We start from the raw sequence: 16,143 nt of genomic DNA on the forward strand, positions 1-16,143 counted from the left end.
AGAGGGTGTCTGGTAGTACATCCGAGGCGAATAACACCGACTTTTAAGCGTGAACATGCTTCCGTCAGTGTTGCTTAAAGACCTGTAAAGTAGCCTGTCTATGTTTGGCTATGTAAAAGGGAACTATGAGAGCAGAAGTTGTATGTGTACTAAGCTACATTAGTAGAAAAACTTTACCATTGTGCTGAGATTCTACCGAGAAAATTATGAGAACACTACTTAAACAAATCACGTTGGCTATTGCTGTATCAACCTATGTTGGGAGTACTACCAATTTCAGCGCTAGAGCGGATTCTACATCTAGTCTCATACTCGATTTACGATGTCGTGGCGGGTACAACGTTAATGTTTGGAAAAATCGAACTTCAGGTAAACTTCTTTACCGCGCAACTAGTCCCAACGGTAAGTTGAGTATAAATGGTGGAACAACTCAAAACACGGAAGGAGTTAAAGTCTATAAGTTTCAAAATGGTAATTATCAATACTGGGTGTGGGATGGCACACTCGATAGTCAAAGCGCTGGAACTTTAGAAGTGTATAGGAATAATCGCATCATCATGAAGCGAGCTTGTACAAAAAAATAGCTCTGGGCGATCGCAACTTCTAGCTAAAAAAACTAGAACTGGAACGTTAACTTAGCTGTCTTGCCCTGAATTTGACATCTCCTCCTTAAAAAAAAGGGGATGTCTTAACAGTACTTTACCTCAAGTAATACCCTAACAACTGTTAGTTAATTTACTTTTATCAAGCTACTTACCTAATATTTCTACATTCGCTACTTATAGAAGTACTACTTTATTTCATAAATTTTATGTAAAAAGCGCATATTAATTTTATATTCATTCAGCACAAAAACTTATTTTTGATTTCTGCTTTAAAGAAATCAAAATATATGTTGTTTATTTATAGTAAAAAATCAGTATTTTTCTCCTATTACTTTAAATTAATTCTATTGCATAATCCTTTTTATCAGGGAGATTTGCGATAGAGTCATAGGAGATAAAATTGGTTCTTATAAATTTGAACTCCGGAAAAAAACAATTAAAAAAAACTAAGAATAATAGTTTTTTTCGTAATCGTAGTAACGCAGTAATAGTTACTATGTTTTTAATTGCACTACCAGTTTGTAGCTTGACTACAATATATGTAATACTATCTGGCTTTAATTCTATATTCTTTCCTGATAAGGGCTTCTCTCCGTATCTGACATCTATTCCTTGGATAGAAAGCAAAGCAGAATGTCAGCATACAGGTAGAGATTGGTATGATAATAAATGTTGGGATAAAGAACATAGCCCTATGTTTTAGAAGAAAATTTAAGAGTGAGATTCTCCGTATACAATAGAGATTTGTTTGTATTTTCTTAAGTTATTTCTACTTTAGAAATATTACAAAAATCAATATCTTCACTATTGCCTAGTAGGATTTTGTGAATCAGAGAAATCCTGTAGCTAGTGCTTTGATGGCAAATATGCAGATGGTTACAACTGAACATCCGCAAGTTATACTCACATTACTACAATTATTAACAGACTTTGGACTTAACCCCACACCAGTGCAGTTAATTTAGGGAGCATCCCAATTTTGCAAAAAGACTGTAGTGGGAGCATCTTGCTCCCTACTTTAGTATTAAACTTTAGAATTCTCTTTTGGTCACATATCTAGGCCGATAACTTTTAAGTTAGAAGGATACTCGATTGTAAACTGATAATATATCTCTCTTTTTGCCTCTGGGGAAAAATTTAAAGCCCACTCCAAAATGCCCATTTCACCTAGCTGAATTGGTGGATTACTTCGGATAAGGCGCACCTTAATTTGCTCGTTGCGGCTGACTGGTAATTGTTCGGTAAGTTTTAGATTAGCTTCTTGGTTGAGTAAGTTCGTGACAACTAACCTATAACTATAAGTAATTTTACGATTGTTGCCAATGAGTTTTTTATCTACCTGACGCTCAACCAAGTCACGCTCAATTTTTAACCCTTCATCAATCCCTAAATTGACTTTGAATTCTTGGTTTGGTGCAATGTTCTCTAATTCTGTTGTACCTACAAAAATGTTGTCTCGAAAAATATTTGCTTTTCCTGGTAACAAAGCTGCTTGGTTAGCGCTATTTTTTACATTTGCTTGTAGATATGCAAAGCTTACTAGGCGTGGCATAGCTACATATTCAAAGCTACAAGGAAAATCATCATTAAAAATAGTTGTTTGATGAGGTACGCCATCACTTTCAATATCGCAGTTTCTACCTAGTTTAAAAGTGACTATGCTTCCTTGTGTGGATACTTCTGCTAGACTTGTTTGCGCTGCTATGAGATTGTCTTCTAGAACTTCGCTCTGCTCATGAGAGCTTTGAGCATCTCCAAAGCTTTCTATAGCTCTGGTACGCATCATCATTACCGGTAAAGCTGGTGGCTGTGGTATGTCGATATACCAAGGCTCAAGTTTCGGTGGTAGAGTTCCTAATCCTGGCTTGGCAGTAGAAAGACTAAGTGCTACACCGATCCAATCTTCGCCAGTGTTTTGAATCACTTCTGCTTGATAACTGAGTGTCAGAGAACTGCTATTAGTATTTACTCGTAAGTCGTACAAAGGAGTCCAACTGACGCTGTGAACCACATACGACACTTCTATCTCAAACTCCCCTGCGCCTTCTGGTTCAATTGCTACAGTTAGACAAAAACTTTCTTTAGGATGAGGTGTTTGTATCTGCTGTACCTGCTGCCGAAGAACTTCTAACTGTTTTTCTAATTCTTTTTGTTGAGCTTTGCTCTCACCTATTGCGATCGCGTACTCACTGTACTGGCTTCCCAAAAAGTTCACGAAATCCAAAGTTTCGCTCAGGCTAAGATTTTTCCGCGACAAACTCTGAGCAAAAGGTTCTTGTGTTTTATCACGCAACCCTTCAATAAATTGTGATTGCAATGTTAGACCATTAACTTGAGCTTGCAAATTGAGGCACTCTGATTCTAACTGCTGAATTTGCCTTGTTAGTTGTGCAAGCCTATCTGTAACTGGTTCAGTTGAAAAAATGCGTTCATTTCTAGCCCCGTGCAAGCGCACTGCTACATTACCCGTACCACTAACTCTTACTGAGTCAGTTTGTAGAGTGTTTGGTACTGGCGCTATAACTAATTCTCTTTCCTCTCCTGTCAATGACACAGAACCCCGCCGCGTCACTAGGGCTTGGTCACAATATACTGTAACAGAAACAATCTGACTTTGTACTGTTTTTCGCACAGACTATGTTTCCAGATTAATTACTACCAGTTTTTCCCAATTTCCTGAATATACCAGCAATTTTAGTGATATGCAAGAGTGGAAATAGGAGGTAAAGATAATACAGTGGTGTTCCCCGGCGCAAAGGCTAAGTGAATTGGTGAACAGTTACACCTGGTAATGAGCAAGATCACACCCTACAATAATTGAATTTTTACTGAATTCTGAATTCTGACTCCTGAATTCTTGTTCAAGAGGTCATTTTTCCTTTCTCTTCAAGTATGAGTTTTTTTCCTTCATAGATTTGAAGTTTGCCGTCTTGTGTCACCCGGTAAAGATACTGTTTGTTGCGGAATTCGTAGCCAAGAAATCGGCATGGGGTGACGCCGTCGGCACAGGTTGTGTGAATTGTTTTGCCGACAAGGTGAATGGAGTTACCTGTTTTGAGATTTCTCCCGTAGTATCTAACTTTATTGCAAGATATGTTTCCTTCTGGACAGCTTCTTGTGATTGTAATTCTGAAAGTTTTGGTTTTTAAAGTTTCAGCTAAAGCTGACTGACTATAGAGTAAAAGGCTTGCTATTGGCAAAAAACCAAACAAGCCCAAACATTTTTTGTAGTTCATTATTTTGAGATATATCTTAACAAGCAGTTTGCTCATTAATTTGCTTTGCTGCACTGAGCAAATACTCGCAGTAAGTACGAGCAACAATGGATAATTGTTTACCTGCTGGATAAACTATATACCAATTTCTTTTAATTGGAAAGTGTTGTACGTCTAAAACTACTAAATCTCCTGTCTCTGGTATTAGGGTGTGGCGAGATAAAACAGATATACCTAAACCGCCTGCGATCGCTTGTTTAATTGCTTCATTACTGCCCAGTTCTAGCTTAACTTTCACCATAACCCCATGCTCATCGAATAGTTTTTGCACAGAGCGACGAGTTCCCGAACCTGGTTCCCTCACAATAAAAGGCTCATCTGCAAGACGTTCTATAGGGATATTTTTCTGTTTTGCCAAAGGATGATTCGCTGGTGCTAAAACCACCAAGGGATTTTCTAGAAATGGTTGGAAAGTCACATCCAAATGCTCTGGAACTTGGCTCATAATATACAAATCGTCTTGATTTCCAGCCATACGTTCCATAATCCCTTCGTGATTTGTCACTTGCAGGGCTATCTCAATTCCTGGATACAGTTGGCAAAATGGACCTAATAAACGTGGTATAAAGTATTTCGCAGTCGTAATGACCGCCAAGCGCAACTGCCCTTGCTTGAGTCCTTTCAAATCTGCCACTTTCATCTCAAACTGAGCTATAGTGTCAAAGATTTGCTTACAAGTAGCAAACAATTCTCTTCCCGCCTCTGTAAGATATATCCGTTTTCCTACCTGCTCAAACAATGGCAATCCTACAGATTTTGTTAATTGCTTGATTTGCATGGAAACAGTCGGCTGGGTGAGAAACAGTTCCTCGGCTGCGCGAGTAAAGCTACTGTGCCGTGCAGCTGCTTCAAAAACCTTTAACTGGTGTAACGTCGCCTGGTTCAAGGGTTATCCCTCACAGTGTTTGTAAAACAAAAAACTATAGATAAACATCTATTATCTTTATTATAAATTTAGTATTTCTCTTATAGGTTTTGCAAGTTAGTATGAAAGGAACACAAGCGTAAGACACCTTCCTCCTTGCTCTCAACGTTTCACACCTTAGAATATGTTACTTATACTGCTAGGTGTGAATAACGTTTTTTTAAATTTCCCGCATCTACCATCCTTCCTAAAATCTGCTTTGTTTATAAGTTCATAGAGACAAATTTAATTACATACTTTATTTTCCCAATGCCCCATGTCCTATGCCCTATGAGCATCTATGGTTCCTCTCTAATTTTCGCAGGTAACTTCCCTAAATCTGGCAATTCTACCCTTTCTAATTCGACAAGTTGTTCTTTTTCTTTGATACTCACTGGTACTCTTAACGGTTGACGTTGTTCTATCCAGCAACTTGCTACTGGCAAGGTTTCTTCCAATTCCTCGAGAGGACGCGGAATGACCATTACTGAGTTTAGTTCCCCAATACGTTCTGCTTCGTACATACCTGCTTCTACTGCTACAGCAACATTTGCTACTGATCCACGGACAATAGCTGTACACAAAGCGTCACCAATTTTTTCATACGCTCCTAGCTGAACATCAGCAGCTTTTAGCATAGCATCAGCAGCGCCCACCATTGCAGGAAATCCTCGTGTTTCAACCAAACCAACTGCTAAGCGAGACAGACGGCTGTAAGAGTTATTTTCAGCCAGCATGCTGAGCCGCCTTGTAATCGGGAGTATCACCTCTAAATTCGGGAAAGGGCGAGGAATAACTAAGCTAGAAATCAATTGCCCAAATTGTTCAGCTGTTTGAACACCAGTCTCTACTGCTAAACGTACATCAGCAATCCCACCTCTAACGATAGCAGTACAAAAACCGCCACCTATTTTTTCATATCCAACTAGGTGGACTCCAGCAGTTTTTAGCATCATATCCGCCGTCCCAACTATTGCAGGAAAACTGCGAGTCGAGACTAAGCCCAAAGCTGTGTCTTTCCAGTCATCTTGAAGACGTGATGCCTGGATTATGCTCATAGATTTTTGATTGTATGCCTGCATATAAATGCTCCAGGATAATTAACAGCCAGTTGTATTGAAAATTCACAACTAACTAATTTAATTATCACTTACTCAGATGGTTCATCAGACTTCGGTGTTGTTGATGATTGCCTGTGTGGAAACAATGTAATTAACAGCCGTTGTATATTTACTTGTCCATAGATAGCACTACCAGAATTATTTGGAGATTCAATAGCAGGCGGTTTTGTCTCCTGAATGGTGGGTGTAGCAGTGGATGCAACAGGAGGTTCTATAACAGGAGATTCTGTTGTGGGTGTAGCAGATGAGTTATTTTCTAGTTCCGCTTCCACAATTAAATTATCTGTTGCCTCTGTTGTCTCATCGGTTGCTGCAATACTGCGACTGGTGTCTCCTAAAATCGAATTAGGTGGGACGACTTGTCCTGGTTCAACAGAACAATTGAAAACTGTCGTGGCTGAACCAATACAGGCATTTGCGCCTATTTTACCTTCGCCAATCATTAGGAAACCAGAACCTAGCATTGCTCCGGCTTCAACTTCTATAGTTCCTTCATGGACTTCGAGGATTGATCCTGTACCAATACAAACCCCCAAACCGATAATGATTTTACTGTTTGGAGCTGCTAAAAGAATGACTCCTGGTGCAATGACTGCACTCGGATGAACAATCACCTCGCCACTAGTATAAGAATCAAAGGAATGACTAAAGTGCAGTGGCGGCACAGACATATAAATTTAACCTCGTAAGCCAATCAGTTATCAGTTATCAGTTATCAGTTATCAGTTTCAGTATCAGTTTCAGTAGCAGTTATCAATTAGCACTGCACCATAGACCTTGATCACTGATAACTGTTTACTGTTTACTGATAACTGTTAAGGACGTTGGATTATCAACTCCAGTACTCGACGTTTAGCTTGAGGATCAATACCAATTAACCGTACGTACTCACCTTGGTATTCATCAAGGTATCCGGATAAAGTGGCGATCGCATCCGAAACAGAGTTAGCCTGAATTTGTCCACAGCTAGTCCATGAACCTGTACGGAACCTTCTTTGATCTACATGTTCAGCACTAATTTTATATCCACCAGCCATGAGTTGACTTAGCTGTTCGACGACTTCGGAACTCAACCGGCTATTAGTAGTAACTTGTGTGCTTCCATAGGAAGAAGGCTCACTCTTAACAGAGGCTTTACCATTAGAAGGTGCCGTTACTGAGCCATTGGGACGTTGGATAATACTTTCTAAAACGCGGCGTTTAGCCTTAGTATCAATACCAATTAAGCGCACGTACTCCCCTGGATGGTTATCTATACATTGTTCTAGAGCCGTAATGACTTCTCTTGCAGAAGTTGCTTGAATCGGCTGGCAACTTTGCCACGAACCTGTACGGAATCGCCGTTCGTCTACGTGTTCTGAACCAATCTTATAACCACCATTTAGCAGTTGCTGTACTTGCTCTAAAGTTTCGCCACTAAGTTTGTTAGAACCACCAGAAGCGTAACCGTTGCCATTATAGCTAGTACTAGCCTGCTTAGCAGGAGCTTTAAAAGTTGATGTTGCTTTTACTATACCGTCTGGACGTTGTACAATGGTTTCTAGTACACGCCGCTTGCCTTTGGGGTCAATACCAAACAAACGAACATACTCACCACTATGTTCTGATAGACAACCTTCCAAAGCGACGACTGCTTCATTTAAAGATCTAGTGTCAATCGGCTGGCAACTTGTCCATGAACCTGTACGGAATCGGCGTTCGTCCACGTGTTCTGTACCAATTCTATATCCTTGATCTAACAGATAGCGTACCTGTTCTATGGTTTCTGCACCTAATTTGCTGCTTGACATTTCACTTAACTCTTCAAATTCAAATCCGTTGTTACTTGTATAAGATCTACCTATTTCATCTCGAATCGGTGCAATACATTTACTATCTGCCGCACATAGGTATCCAGCCCGTAGCGCTTGATTAATTCCAATCACATGATGGGCAAATTGTTTATCATTTGGATGTACATCTGGCAGACGGTCAGCTTGCTGCTGATTAGTAATTATTGCTCCTGAAGGAACATACTTACCAGGGGGAATTTCGACATCCTGAACTAAAGCATGCATCATCACGACGCAGCCTGCCCCCACTCTGGCATTAAACACTGTAGAGCGAAAGCCAATAAAACAATCGTCGCCTACATAAGCTGGACCATGAATCAAAGCCATATGGGTAATGGAAGCGTTATTACCAATCCATACTGAGTATTGGTTTTGGTCATCGCCACGCACTCGACCTTGCTCTAATCCATGAACCACTACACCATCTTGCAGGTTAGTGTTTTCACCAATATAAAAAGGTGTGCCTTCATCTGCTCTAATTGAGGTTCCTGGAGCAACTATAACGTTTGCACCTATCTTGACATCCCCAATAATATTGGAAAAGGAGTGTATAAATGCGCTTCTGTCAATTGTTGGCTCAGCTAAAGTTTTTGACCAAGGGGTCGGGGGAGCCGCTGTGCTACGGGCTACCATTACTAGATTCCTCCTCTATTTAAGTTGTGAGTGACGAGTGATGAGCTAGAAGTTTTTACCTTTCACTCTGACTGCCAGATTTCATAAAAGAACTCAGTAGTCACGAGTCAGGAGGAGCCAGTGCGGTCATGAGGGTTTCCCTCATAGAGCATCTGGCGTTCAGTATGAATTTCTATTTACCAACTGAATCCTGAATTCTGAATTCTGACTCCTTTTTTAAACTGGTTTTTCACTCCTCACTTCTCCAACTATTGACTATCGCTATTGGTTTGTTTTACTGTAAATCAAGCGATTTTCAACATAAATTGTGTCAATAATCGCTACCACTACTGTATCGAGCGGACGCTGTTCATTACCCAGAACTTGACGGGCTGCACTGCCACGACTGATAAGTACCCACTCATCTACTCCAGCACCAATATTATCAGCTGCCACTTCGTATTCTGGTAGAGTGCGTCCTTCTTCATCTATTAGCTGCAATAACAGTAGTTTGACACCTCTGAGACTAGGATCTTTTTGGGTACTAACCACTGTGCCGCGAACTTTGGCAATTTGCATTTGTGTATTACGGTCTTCTGCCGCCGTAAGGAGGTATTGCGTTCACGTTCTCACGGAATTGTTGTACGTCATCGGTGTAACGAATCGGTAAAACGTATTCCAGGTTTTCATGAGGACGAGCAATGATGTGGGTGGATAGCACTTGTCCACCATTCACTCGCTTAACTGATTCAACTCCAGCGGCTACAGAAGCTTGTACTTCTGAAACGTCTCCCCGAACAATGACGGTCACACGACCACTACCTATTTTTTCATACCCCACTAGCGTTACACGAGCGGCTTTTACCATAGCATCAGCGGCTTCTACCACTGCAGGAAAACCCAGCGTTTCCACCATTCCTACTGCAATCGACATTAGTTTTAATCCTTAAAAATCAGCTTTGTACAAAACAACACAAGTAAGACTCTAAAAACTTTAGACTTTAGACCTTTGTTTTAGGGTTTTCCGAGACTAAATTCGAGTATCCCATATCTGTTGCACCGGTTGCAATTCCCTATAGAAGCAATCCAAAATCATTTAAGTGCGGAATTGGTCTACAGCTTCGGTGTAACGAATTGGTAGAACGTATTCCAGGTTTTCATGAGGACGAGCAATGATGTGAGTGGATAACACTTCACCCCCATTCACTCTTCTCGTTGCTTCCACTCCAGCAGCTACCGAAGCTTGTACTTCTGAAACGTCTCCTCGAACAATGACGGTCACACGACCACTACCTATTTTTTCATATCCTACTAAGGTTACACGAGCGGCTTTCACCATAGCATCAGCAGCTTCAACAACTGCTGGAAAACCTTTAGTTTCAATCATCCCAACCGCAATCGGCATCGCAAAACTCCTACAAAATTAATGCAATTCGTAACTTCCACGCAAAATTTCGACGGGAATGCTTATCTTAAGCTATAAAAGCACTTCCAAATCAAGCATAAAAAAGCTTTGCGCATCTGGCAATATAAATTACTATAATAGTTTATGATTAAATGGTTTAAAAAAACTTAACACAACTTCATCATCGTCTTCTGCTGCGTTAAAGTTGACAGAATACTCGGGCAGTAAGCGTTACTTAACGTTTTTTTAATCTATTCGGTTAGTTACATGGTTGTAAAGATGGAATTCTATCTTTATGGAGACGCGAAAAACTATGGAAATCAGTATGATCATTGCTTCCAGGGTTTTGCCAATTTACATTGGAAGCACGTTGAAGTTGGTTATAAGTTTTACTGATACCATGTATAAATGGTTTGTTGTGAATTTTTAAAGATCTATTTTATCACCAGAAGTCTCAAAAGAAATAAATGTTTATTTATAGAATGTATAAGTTTTTTTGTCTGAGTTTAAATGTACTAAAAATGAGGGACCGTTATATCGAATAATAGAATAAGAATCATTCAAAAAATTCAGGATGAAAATCATGAGTTGAAAATTGCAAAAAACAGTTTAAAGCAGGGTCAATAAGGGCAAAACAAATGACTGATTTTTTATTCGACACAAGCTGGTGGATCCCTATTTATGGCTTAATAGGCGCGCTTTTAAGCTTACCGTGGGCAATGGGGTTAATTCGGCGTACAGGACCAAGACCTGGAGCTTATTTCAACTTGTTGATGACCGTGTTAGCTTTTGGTCACAGCCTAATTGTATTCCAAGAGATTTGGAATAAAGAACCAGAAAATCTTGTGATTACCTGGTTGAAAGCAGCAGATCTTGACTTATCATTTGCTTTGGAATTATCACCAGTAAGTGTTGGAGCAGCCGTTTTAATTACAGGATTAAGTTTACTAGCCCAAATTTATGCATTGGGTTACATGGAAAAGGATTGGTCTCTAGCGCGTTTCTTTGCCCTAATGGGATTTTTTGAAGCAGCCTTGAGCGGTTTAGCCATTAGTGATTCCTTATTCCTCAGTTATGCCCTTTTGGAAGTTTTGACTCTTTCCACTTACTTATTGGTGGGATTTTGGTATGCACAACCGTTAGTGGTGACAGCAGCACGAGATGCTTTTTTAACTAAACGGGTAGGAGATTTGCTCCTGCTTATGGGAGTGGTAACCCTTTCCACGCTAGCTGGTAGTCTGAATTTTTCTAATTTATATGAATGGGCTCAAACTGCTGAACTAAGCCCCTTAACATCAAGTTTGCTGGGTTTAGCATTGATCGCTGGACCTGCGGGTAAATGTGCTCAATTTCCGCTACACTTATGGTTAGATGAGGCCATGGAAGGTCCTAACCCAGCTTCAGTTATGCGGAACTCTATGGTGGTGGCTGGAGGCGCTTATTTGCTGTTTAAACTACAGCCAGTTTTGTTCTTGTCACCACTAGCTTCAAATGCTTTGATAGTAATGGGTTCGGTGACGGCTATTGGCGCTTCTTTAGTATCCATCGCCCAAATTGACATTAAGCGAGCACTTTCTCATTCAACTAGTGCATACATGGGATTGGTGTTTTTAGCCGTGGGTTTGCAGCAAGGTGGTGTTGCGCTGATGTTGCTTTTGACTCACGCGATCGCTAAAGCATTGTTATTCATGAGTGCTGGTTCAGTCATTTTCACGACAAGTACTCAAGATTTAACAGAAATGGGTGGTTTGTGGTCGAGAATGCCCGCTACGACTTCTGCTTTTGTGGTTGGCTCGGCTGGAATGGTAACATTATTGCCACTAGGCAGCTTTTGGGCAATGCTATCCTGGGCAGATGGTTTGGCTATAGTGAGTCCTTGGGTAACAGTGGTCTTATTAGTGGTCAATGGCTTGACAGCTTTGAATTTAACACGGGTATTCCGGTTAATATTTTGGGGCGAACCGCAACAAAAGAGTCGCCGCACTCCAGAAGTGGGCTGGGCTATGGCAGTACCAATGGTAGCTCTGACAATTCTCACTTTGTTGGTACCCCTGATGCTACAGCAATGGTATTTACTACCCGGTTGGGAAAGCATCAATTGGGTTGTGTTGTCGCTGTTAGTATTTTCTACTTTAACTGGTTTACTCATAGGATCTACAATCTATCTACACAAAGCTTGGTCAAGATCCACTGTGCTGGCTTGGAGATTTCTACAAGACTTGTTAGGTTATGACTTTTATATTGATCAGGTTTATCGCTTGACGGTTGTTGGGTTAGTAGCTTTGGTTTCTAAGATTGCAGCTTGGAGCGATCGCTATCTGGTTGATGGTTTCGTTAACTTAATCGGATTTGCAACGATTTTGAGCGGTCAAAGCTTAAAATATAGTATTTCTGGTCGCTCCCAAGGATACTTATTAACTATCCTTGTATGTGTCAGTGTCATAGCTTTTCTCATGAGTTGGTCAATGGGTTTGCTAAGTAGCTGGCATTTTTAATGGTAATGAGTTGTTAAGATGGGGTATGGGGCATGGGGCATGGGGCATGGGGCATAGGATTTGAAGCTTTTGCGACTAATGCAACTTAAATGTGGAAAAGCTTAGTAACTTAAACCCACTTACGACTCCCCCATGCTTCAACCCACTACAGCGCCGCGTAAATTACCATACCACACTCTTCGAGAATCCCTTAAGTCTACAACTGAATACATTTTTCCTGACTCCTGACTCCTGACTTCTGATTCCTGACTTCTGACTTCTGACTCCTGACTTCTGACTTCTGATTCCTGACTTCTGACTCCTGTTCTAAATATGCTTAGTGCTTTAATTTTCCTGCCTTTGCTTGGTGCTGCTTTAATTGCTTTGTTACCATCTGGTGTCTTCGCAAAATCTCCCCGAGGAATACCTTTGTTCTTTGGGATTATCAGTTTATTGTTGACACTGGTGCTAGCAATTCAGTTTAACCCAAGTGAAGTAAGTCAACAATTTGCTGAGTCGTTCGCTTGGATAGATGCTCTAGGCTTAAACTATCACTTAGGGATAGATGGCTTATCTTTACCTTTGCTAATTTTAAATGGATTATTGACTTGCATCGCTATTTATAGTAGTGACAAAGCAATTGGGCGTCCTAGATTGTATTATTCCCTGCTGTTACTATTAAATGCTGGAGTAGCGGGAGCCTTTGTGGCACAGGATTTGCTGTTATTTTTCCTGTTTTACGAGATAGAACTGATTCCCTTATATTTGCTAATAGCAATTTGGGGTGGTGAAAGGCGGGGTTATGCAGCTACTAAATTCTTAATATATACAGCTGTTTCCGGAATTCTGATTTTAGCAAGTTTCTTAGGCTTGGTTTGGTTAAGCGGAGGAAAAAGTTTTGCGCTATCAACTTTGAACACTAGTTCTTTGTCGTTGGAAGTTCAAATTGTATTACTGTTAGGGCTTTTGATCGGTTTTGGTATCAAAATACCGTTAGTTCCCTTCCACACTTGGTTACCAGACGCTCACGTTGAAGCTTCCACACCAATTTCTGTGCTACTAGCTGGTGTACTATTGAAGTTAGGAACTTACGGCTTGCTGAGATTTGGAATGAACTTGTTGCCAGAAGCTTGGAGTTATGCTGCTCCATTTTTAGCAACTTGGGCTGTCGTGAGTGTGCTTTTTGGGGCGTCTTGCGCGATCGCTCAAAAAGATATGAAAAAAATGGTGGCTTACAGTTCCATTGGTCACATGGGCTACATACTCTTAGGTGCTGCTGCAGCTACGCCTTTAAGCTTGTTGGGAACTGTTATGCAAATGGTTAGCCACGGCTTAATTTCTGCAATGTTGTTTCTACTAGTGGGAATTGTGTATAAAAAAGCTGGTAGTCGCGATTTAGATATTATCCGAGGGCTGCTGAACCCAGAAAGAGGTATGCCTGTTATTGGCTCGTTAATGGTTTTAGCAGTCATGGCAAGTGCTGGTATACCGGGTTTAATAGGATTTATTGCTGAATTCATCGTCTTTCGAGGTAGTTTTAGCACTTTCCCTGTCCAAACTCTACTTTGTATGGCGGGTACCGGTTTAACCGCCGTTTATTTCTTACTACTTACCAACCGTGCCTTTTTTGGACGGTTGTCTCCACAAGTTATTAACTTACCTCGCGTATCTTGGGCTGAGCGATCGCCAGCTGTCATTTTAGCGCTATTAATTGTGCTTTTTGGTATCCAACCCTCTTGGTTAGCACGGTGGACTGAACCAACAACCACAGCAATGGTTAGTACACACAATGCAGTTGCAACAGTATCTCTCGTTAAACCAAAAGAGAATCCCCCAACACCCAAACCCTAACCCCTGATCTCCAACAAATGGTAAACATCACAAACAAACCTGATAACCATCCATTGGCTGAGTATATTACTCGTCTAGAATTAGGAGGAGCATTACTCCCCGATAAGCCAGAAAACGTACCAGAAGTAGTGGGCATTCTTAAAAGCTATGGTGTCGTTTTGGATGCTTACTCTAAGAATCTTATATACTTTGCAGAAAATCAATTTTTAAAATTTTTTCCATTCTTTAAATACTTTAACGGGGAAATTACTTTTAAAAAATTGCTCCGTCATTGGTGGCACGATAGAATTAACTTTGAATATGCAGAGTATTGCATGAAAGCCATGCTATGGCATGGTGGTGGTGGGTTAGATACATATTTGGATTCAAAAGAATTCACCCAAAGAGCCAGCGTAGTTATCGCAGAAAAATTTAAAAATAATCCTATCATTTTAGGACTAAATAACCTGTTTCCTGATTTCTTAACCGAACAGTTGCGTGTCTGTGCTTATTACAGCGGATTAGGACAATTCTGGCGAGTCATGGCTGATATTTTTCTCAGCTTATCAGACTTATATGACGCAGGAAAAATCAAAACGATTGCTGATGTTGTAAGCCATATAAAAAATGGTTTGGTGGAGGCTGCTAGTAAGCCTATTACGTACGCTGTTAAAATCAGGGGTAAAGTTTATGATATTATTCCTGCTTCTGTTGGGTTAACTTTCCTTGCAGATACAGCAGTACCTTATGTTGAAGCGGTTTTCTTCAGAGGAACGCCGTTTCATGGCACAGTTTCATACAACGCTCAAGCTTATCAAATTCCTCCAGATCAAGCTCGGTTTCAGTATGGGGCTTTATATGCTGATCCTTTACCTATTGGTGGTGCTGGTATTCCTCCCACTTTGCTCATGCAAGACATGCGTCATTATCTCCCAGAATATTTACACGAAATTTATCGCCGTAGTCGTCGGGGAGAGGATGATTTACGGGTACAAATTTGTATAACCTTTCAAAAATCAATGTTCTGTGTGACTACAGCGGCAATTTTGGGTTTGATGCCTTATTCATTGGATACAGAAGATCCAACAGAGCAAAAAGCTAATAGAGTTTATCTACAAAAGTGGCTTGATAGGTTACAACCTTCCCGCTTGCAGGAGGTTAATAAGGAGGAGTCAGGAGACAGAATTCAGAAGTCAGAATAGATCACCCATAAAGGGGTGGTGTTTTAAGAAAAGTTTCAACTCTTGTCTCATCCACAAGGGACAAGGTTTTAAGCAGCATTTATTCTGACTCCTGTCTCCTGACTCCCGGATTCTGTTTGATAAAGGTTGACTTTCCCAGTGCTTAGAAGCACAGGATAATTTAGAATGACCCTTACTTTTAATCCTGAAAAGTACAAAGAATTATTAATAGCTTATGTTCCTAAGTTGATAAAAACTGAAGCTGAAAATGAGCAAGCTTTAGCAATAGTGGAAGATTTAATGCATCGGGAACGTACTCCTGAAGAGGATGAAGTATATCAATTATTAATAACTTTAATTGAAAAGTTTGAGCAAGAATATTATCAGCCAATTCAGCAAAATAATCCTCTATCTATGTTGTTCTTCTTGTTAGAAGAAACTGGAAAAAATCGCTATGACTTAATAGAGATTTTAGGAAATGAGAATCTAGTAGATAATATACTAAACGGACAAGAGAATATAAATACAGAACAAGCAAGAAAGCTGGGAGAGTTTTTCCATGTAGAATCTAGTTTATTTCTCAAATCTATGCCAGTCTCACAGAAATAAATTTTTGACTGGCAAGTTTTCGCACACCCTTTAGAGGATGTTTGAAAAGTCATGATTGATGTATCAAATATTTTTTTACCCCACCCTAACTCATATCTTGCACCAATAAAATGATAAATATAAATGCTACCGCGACGATACTGATTGTGTGACTGCATTTAAATCAGCCAGGGATTATAAATCCCTGTCTAAGAGCTAAATTCCTCTATAAGAGGAATGGAAACGAATGTTTTATGGTTCAATCTTTGATACTTTTGTGGCGTTAATTCAGTATTTATATTTAAAGGTGCAAGAT

General features: G+C 40.2%; 15 protein-coding genes. 6 read left to right on the forward strand and 9 right to left on the reverse strand.

The window, feature by feature from the left end:
• Nucleotides 1-206: 206 nt before the first annotated feature.
• Complete coding sequence (locus G4P69_RS02995; protein WP_208348318.1) at nt 207-584, forward strand: hypothetical protein; 378 nt, start codon at nt 207-209, stop codon at nt 582-584.
• 845 nt (nt 585-1,429) lie between these two features.
• A complete protein-coding gene (locus G4P69_RS03000; protein WP_208348321.1) occupies nt 1,430-1,570 on the forward strand; it encodes a hypothetical protein in 141 nt (46 codons plus the stop codon).
• An 83-nt stretch (nt 1,571-1,653) separates the two neighbouring features.
• On the opposite strand, the gene G4P69_RS03005 is transcribed toward G4P69_RS03000, so the two are convergent.
• From G4P69_RS03005 to G4P69_RS03045, 9 genes are all read right to left on the reverse strand, one after another.
• The gene (locus G4P69_RS03005) at nt 1,654-3,237 is read right to left on the reverse strand and encodes a mucoidy inhibitor MuiA family protein (protein WP_208348323.1); all 1,584 of its coding nucleotides are present in this window, start codon (nt 3,235-3,237) and stop codon (nt 1,654-1,656) included.
• A 229-nt stretch (nt 3,238-3,466) separates the two neighbouring features.
• Entirely contained in the window at nt 3,467-3,841 is a 375-nt protein-coding gene (locus tag G4P69_RS03010) for a hypothetical protein (RefSeq protein ID WP_243902873.1), read from the reverse strand.
• Nucleotides 3,842-3,857: 16 nt separating this feature from the next.
• A complete protein-coding gene (locus G4P69_RS03015) occupies nt 3,858-4,766 on the reverse strand; it encodes a LysR family transcriptional regulator (protein ID WP_208348325.1) in 909 nt (302 codons plus the stop codon).
• A 317-nt stretch (nt 4,767-5,083) separates the two neighbouring features.
• Nucleotides 5,084-5,866: a BMC domain-containing protein gene (locus G4P69_RS03020; RefSeq protein WP_208348327.1), complete on the reverse strand. Its 783-nt coding sequence runs from the start codon at nt 5,864-5,866 to the stop codon at nt 5,084-5,086.
• A gap of 68 nt (nt 5,867-5,934) precedes the next feature.
• Complete coding sequence (locus tag G4P69_RS03025) at nt 5,935-6,576, reverse strand: LbetaH domain-containing protein (RefSeq protein WP_208348328.1); 642 nt, start codon at nt 6,574-6,576, stop codon at nt 5,935-5,937.
• Between the two features lie 144 nt (nt 6,577-6,720).
• Nucleotides 6,721-8,370, reverse strand: coding sequence for a ribulose bisphosphate carboxylase small subunit (locus tag G4P69_RS03030; protein ID WP_208348331.1), 1,650 nt, complete (start codon nt 8,368-8,370; stop codon nt 6,721-6,723).
• 261 nt (nt 8,371-8,631) lie between these two features.
• Nucleotides 8,632-8,928: a EutN/CcmL family microcompartment protein gene (locus G4P69_RS03035; RefSeq protein ID WP_208348334.1), complete on the reverse strand. Its 297-nt coding sequence runs from the start codon at nt 8,926-8,928 to the stop codon at nt 8,632-8,634.
• A 7-nt stretch (nt 8,929-8,935) separates the two neighbouring features.
• On the reverse strand, nt 8,936-9,283 hold the full coding sequence (locus tag G4P69_RS03040) for a carbon dioxide-concentrating mechanism protein CcmK (protein ID WP_208348337.1): 348 nt from the start codon (nt 9,281-9,283) through the stop codon (nt 8,936-8,938).
• A gap of 162 nt (nt 9,284-9,445) precedes the next feature.
• Nucleotides 9,446-9,754, reverse strand: coding sequence for a carbon dioxide-concentrating mechanism protein CcmK (locus tag G4P69_RS03045; protein WP_208348340.1), 309 nt, complete (start codon nt 9,752-9,754; stop codon nt 9,446-9,448).
• A 638-nt stretch (nt 9,755-10,392) separates the two neighbouring features.
• On the opposite strand from G4P69_RS03045, the gene G4P69_RS03050 reads away from it, so the two are divergent.
• The 4 genes from G4P69_RS03050 to G4P69_RS03065 all read left to right on the forward strand — a co-directional run bounded on the left by G4P69_RS03050 (nt 10,393) and on the right by G4P69_RS03065 (nt 15,848).
• Nucleotides 10,393-12,249 (forward strand): NAD(P)H-quinone oxidoreductase subunit F, encoded by a 1,857-nt coding sequence (locus G4P69_RS03050; protein ID WP_208348342.1) that lies wholly within the window; start codon nt 10,393-10,395, stop codon nt 12,247-12,249.
• A gap of 312 nt (nt 12,250-12,561) precedes the next feature.
• Nucleotides 12,562-14,079, forward strand: coding sequence for an NADH-quinone oxidoreductase subunit M (locus G4P69_RS03055; protein WP_208345197.1), 1,518 nt, complete (start codon nt 12,562-12,564; stop codon nt 14,077-14,079).
• Nucleotides 14,080-14,096: 17 nt separating this feature from the next.
• Nucleotides 14,097-15,260 carry a CO2 hydration protein gene (locus tag G4P69_RS03060; protein ID WP_208345196.1) on the forward strand — a complete coding sequence of 388 codons (1,164 nt, stop codon included), beginning with the start codon at nt 14,097-14,099 and terminating at the stop codon, nt 15,258-15,260.
• A gap of 165 nt (nt 15,261-15,425) precedes the next feature.
• The gene (locus G4P69_RS03065; RefSeq protein WP_208345195.1) at nt 15,426-15,848 is read left to right on the forward strand and encodes a helix-turn-helix domain-containing protein; all 423 of its coding nucleotides are present in this window, start codon (nt 15,426-15,428) and stop codon (nt 15,846-15,848) included.
• Nucleotides 15,849-16,143: the final 295 nt, after the last annotated feature.

The sequence above is a fragment of the Aetokthonos hydrillicola CCALA 1050 genome (assembly GCF_017591665.1).
Taxonomy (GTDB): Bacteria; Cyanobacteriota; Cyanobacteriia; order Cyanobacteriales; family Nostocaceae; genus Aetokthonos; species Aetokthonos hydrillicola.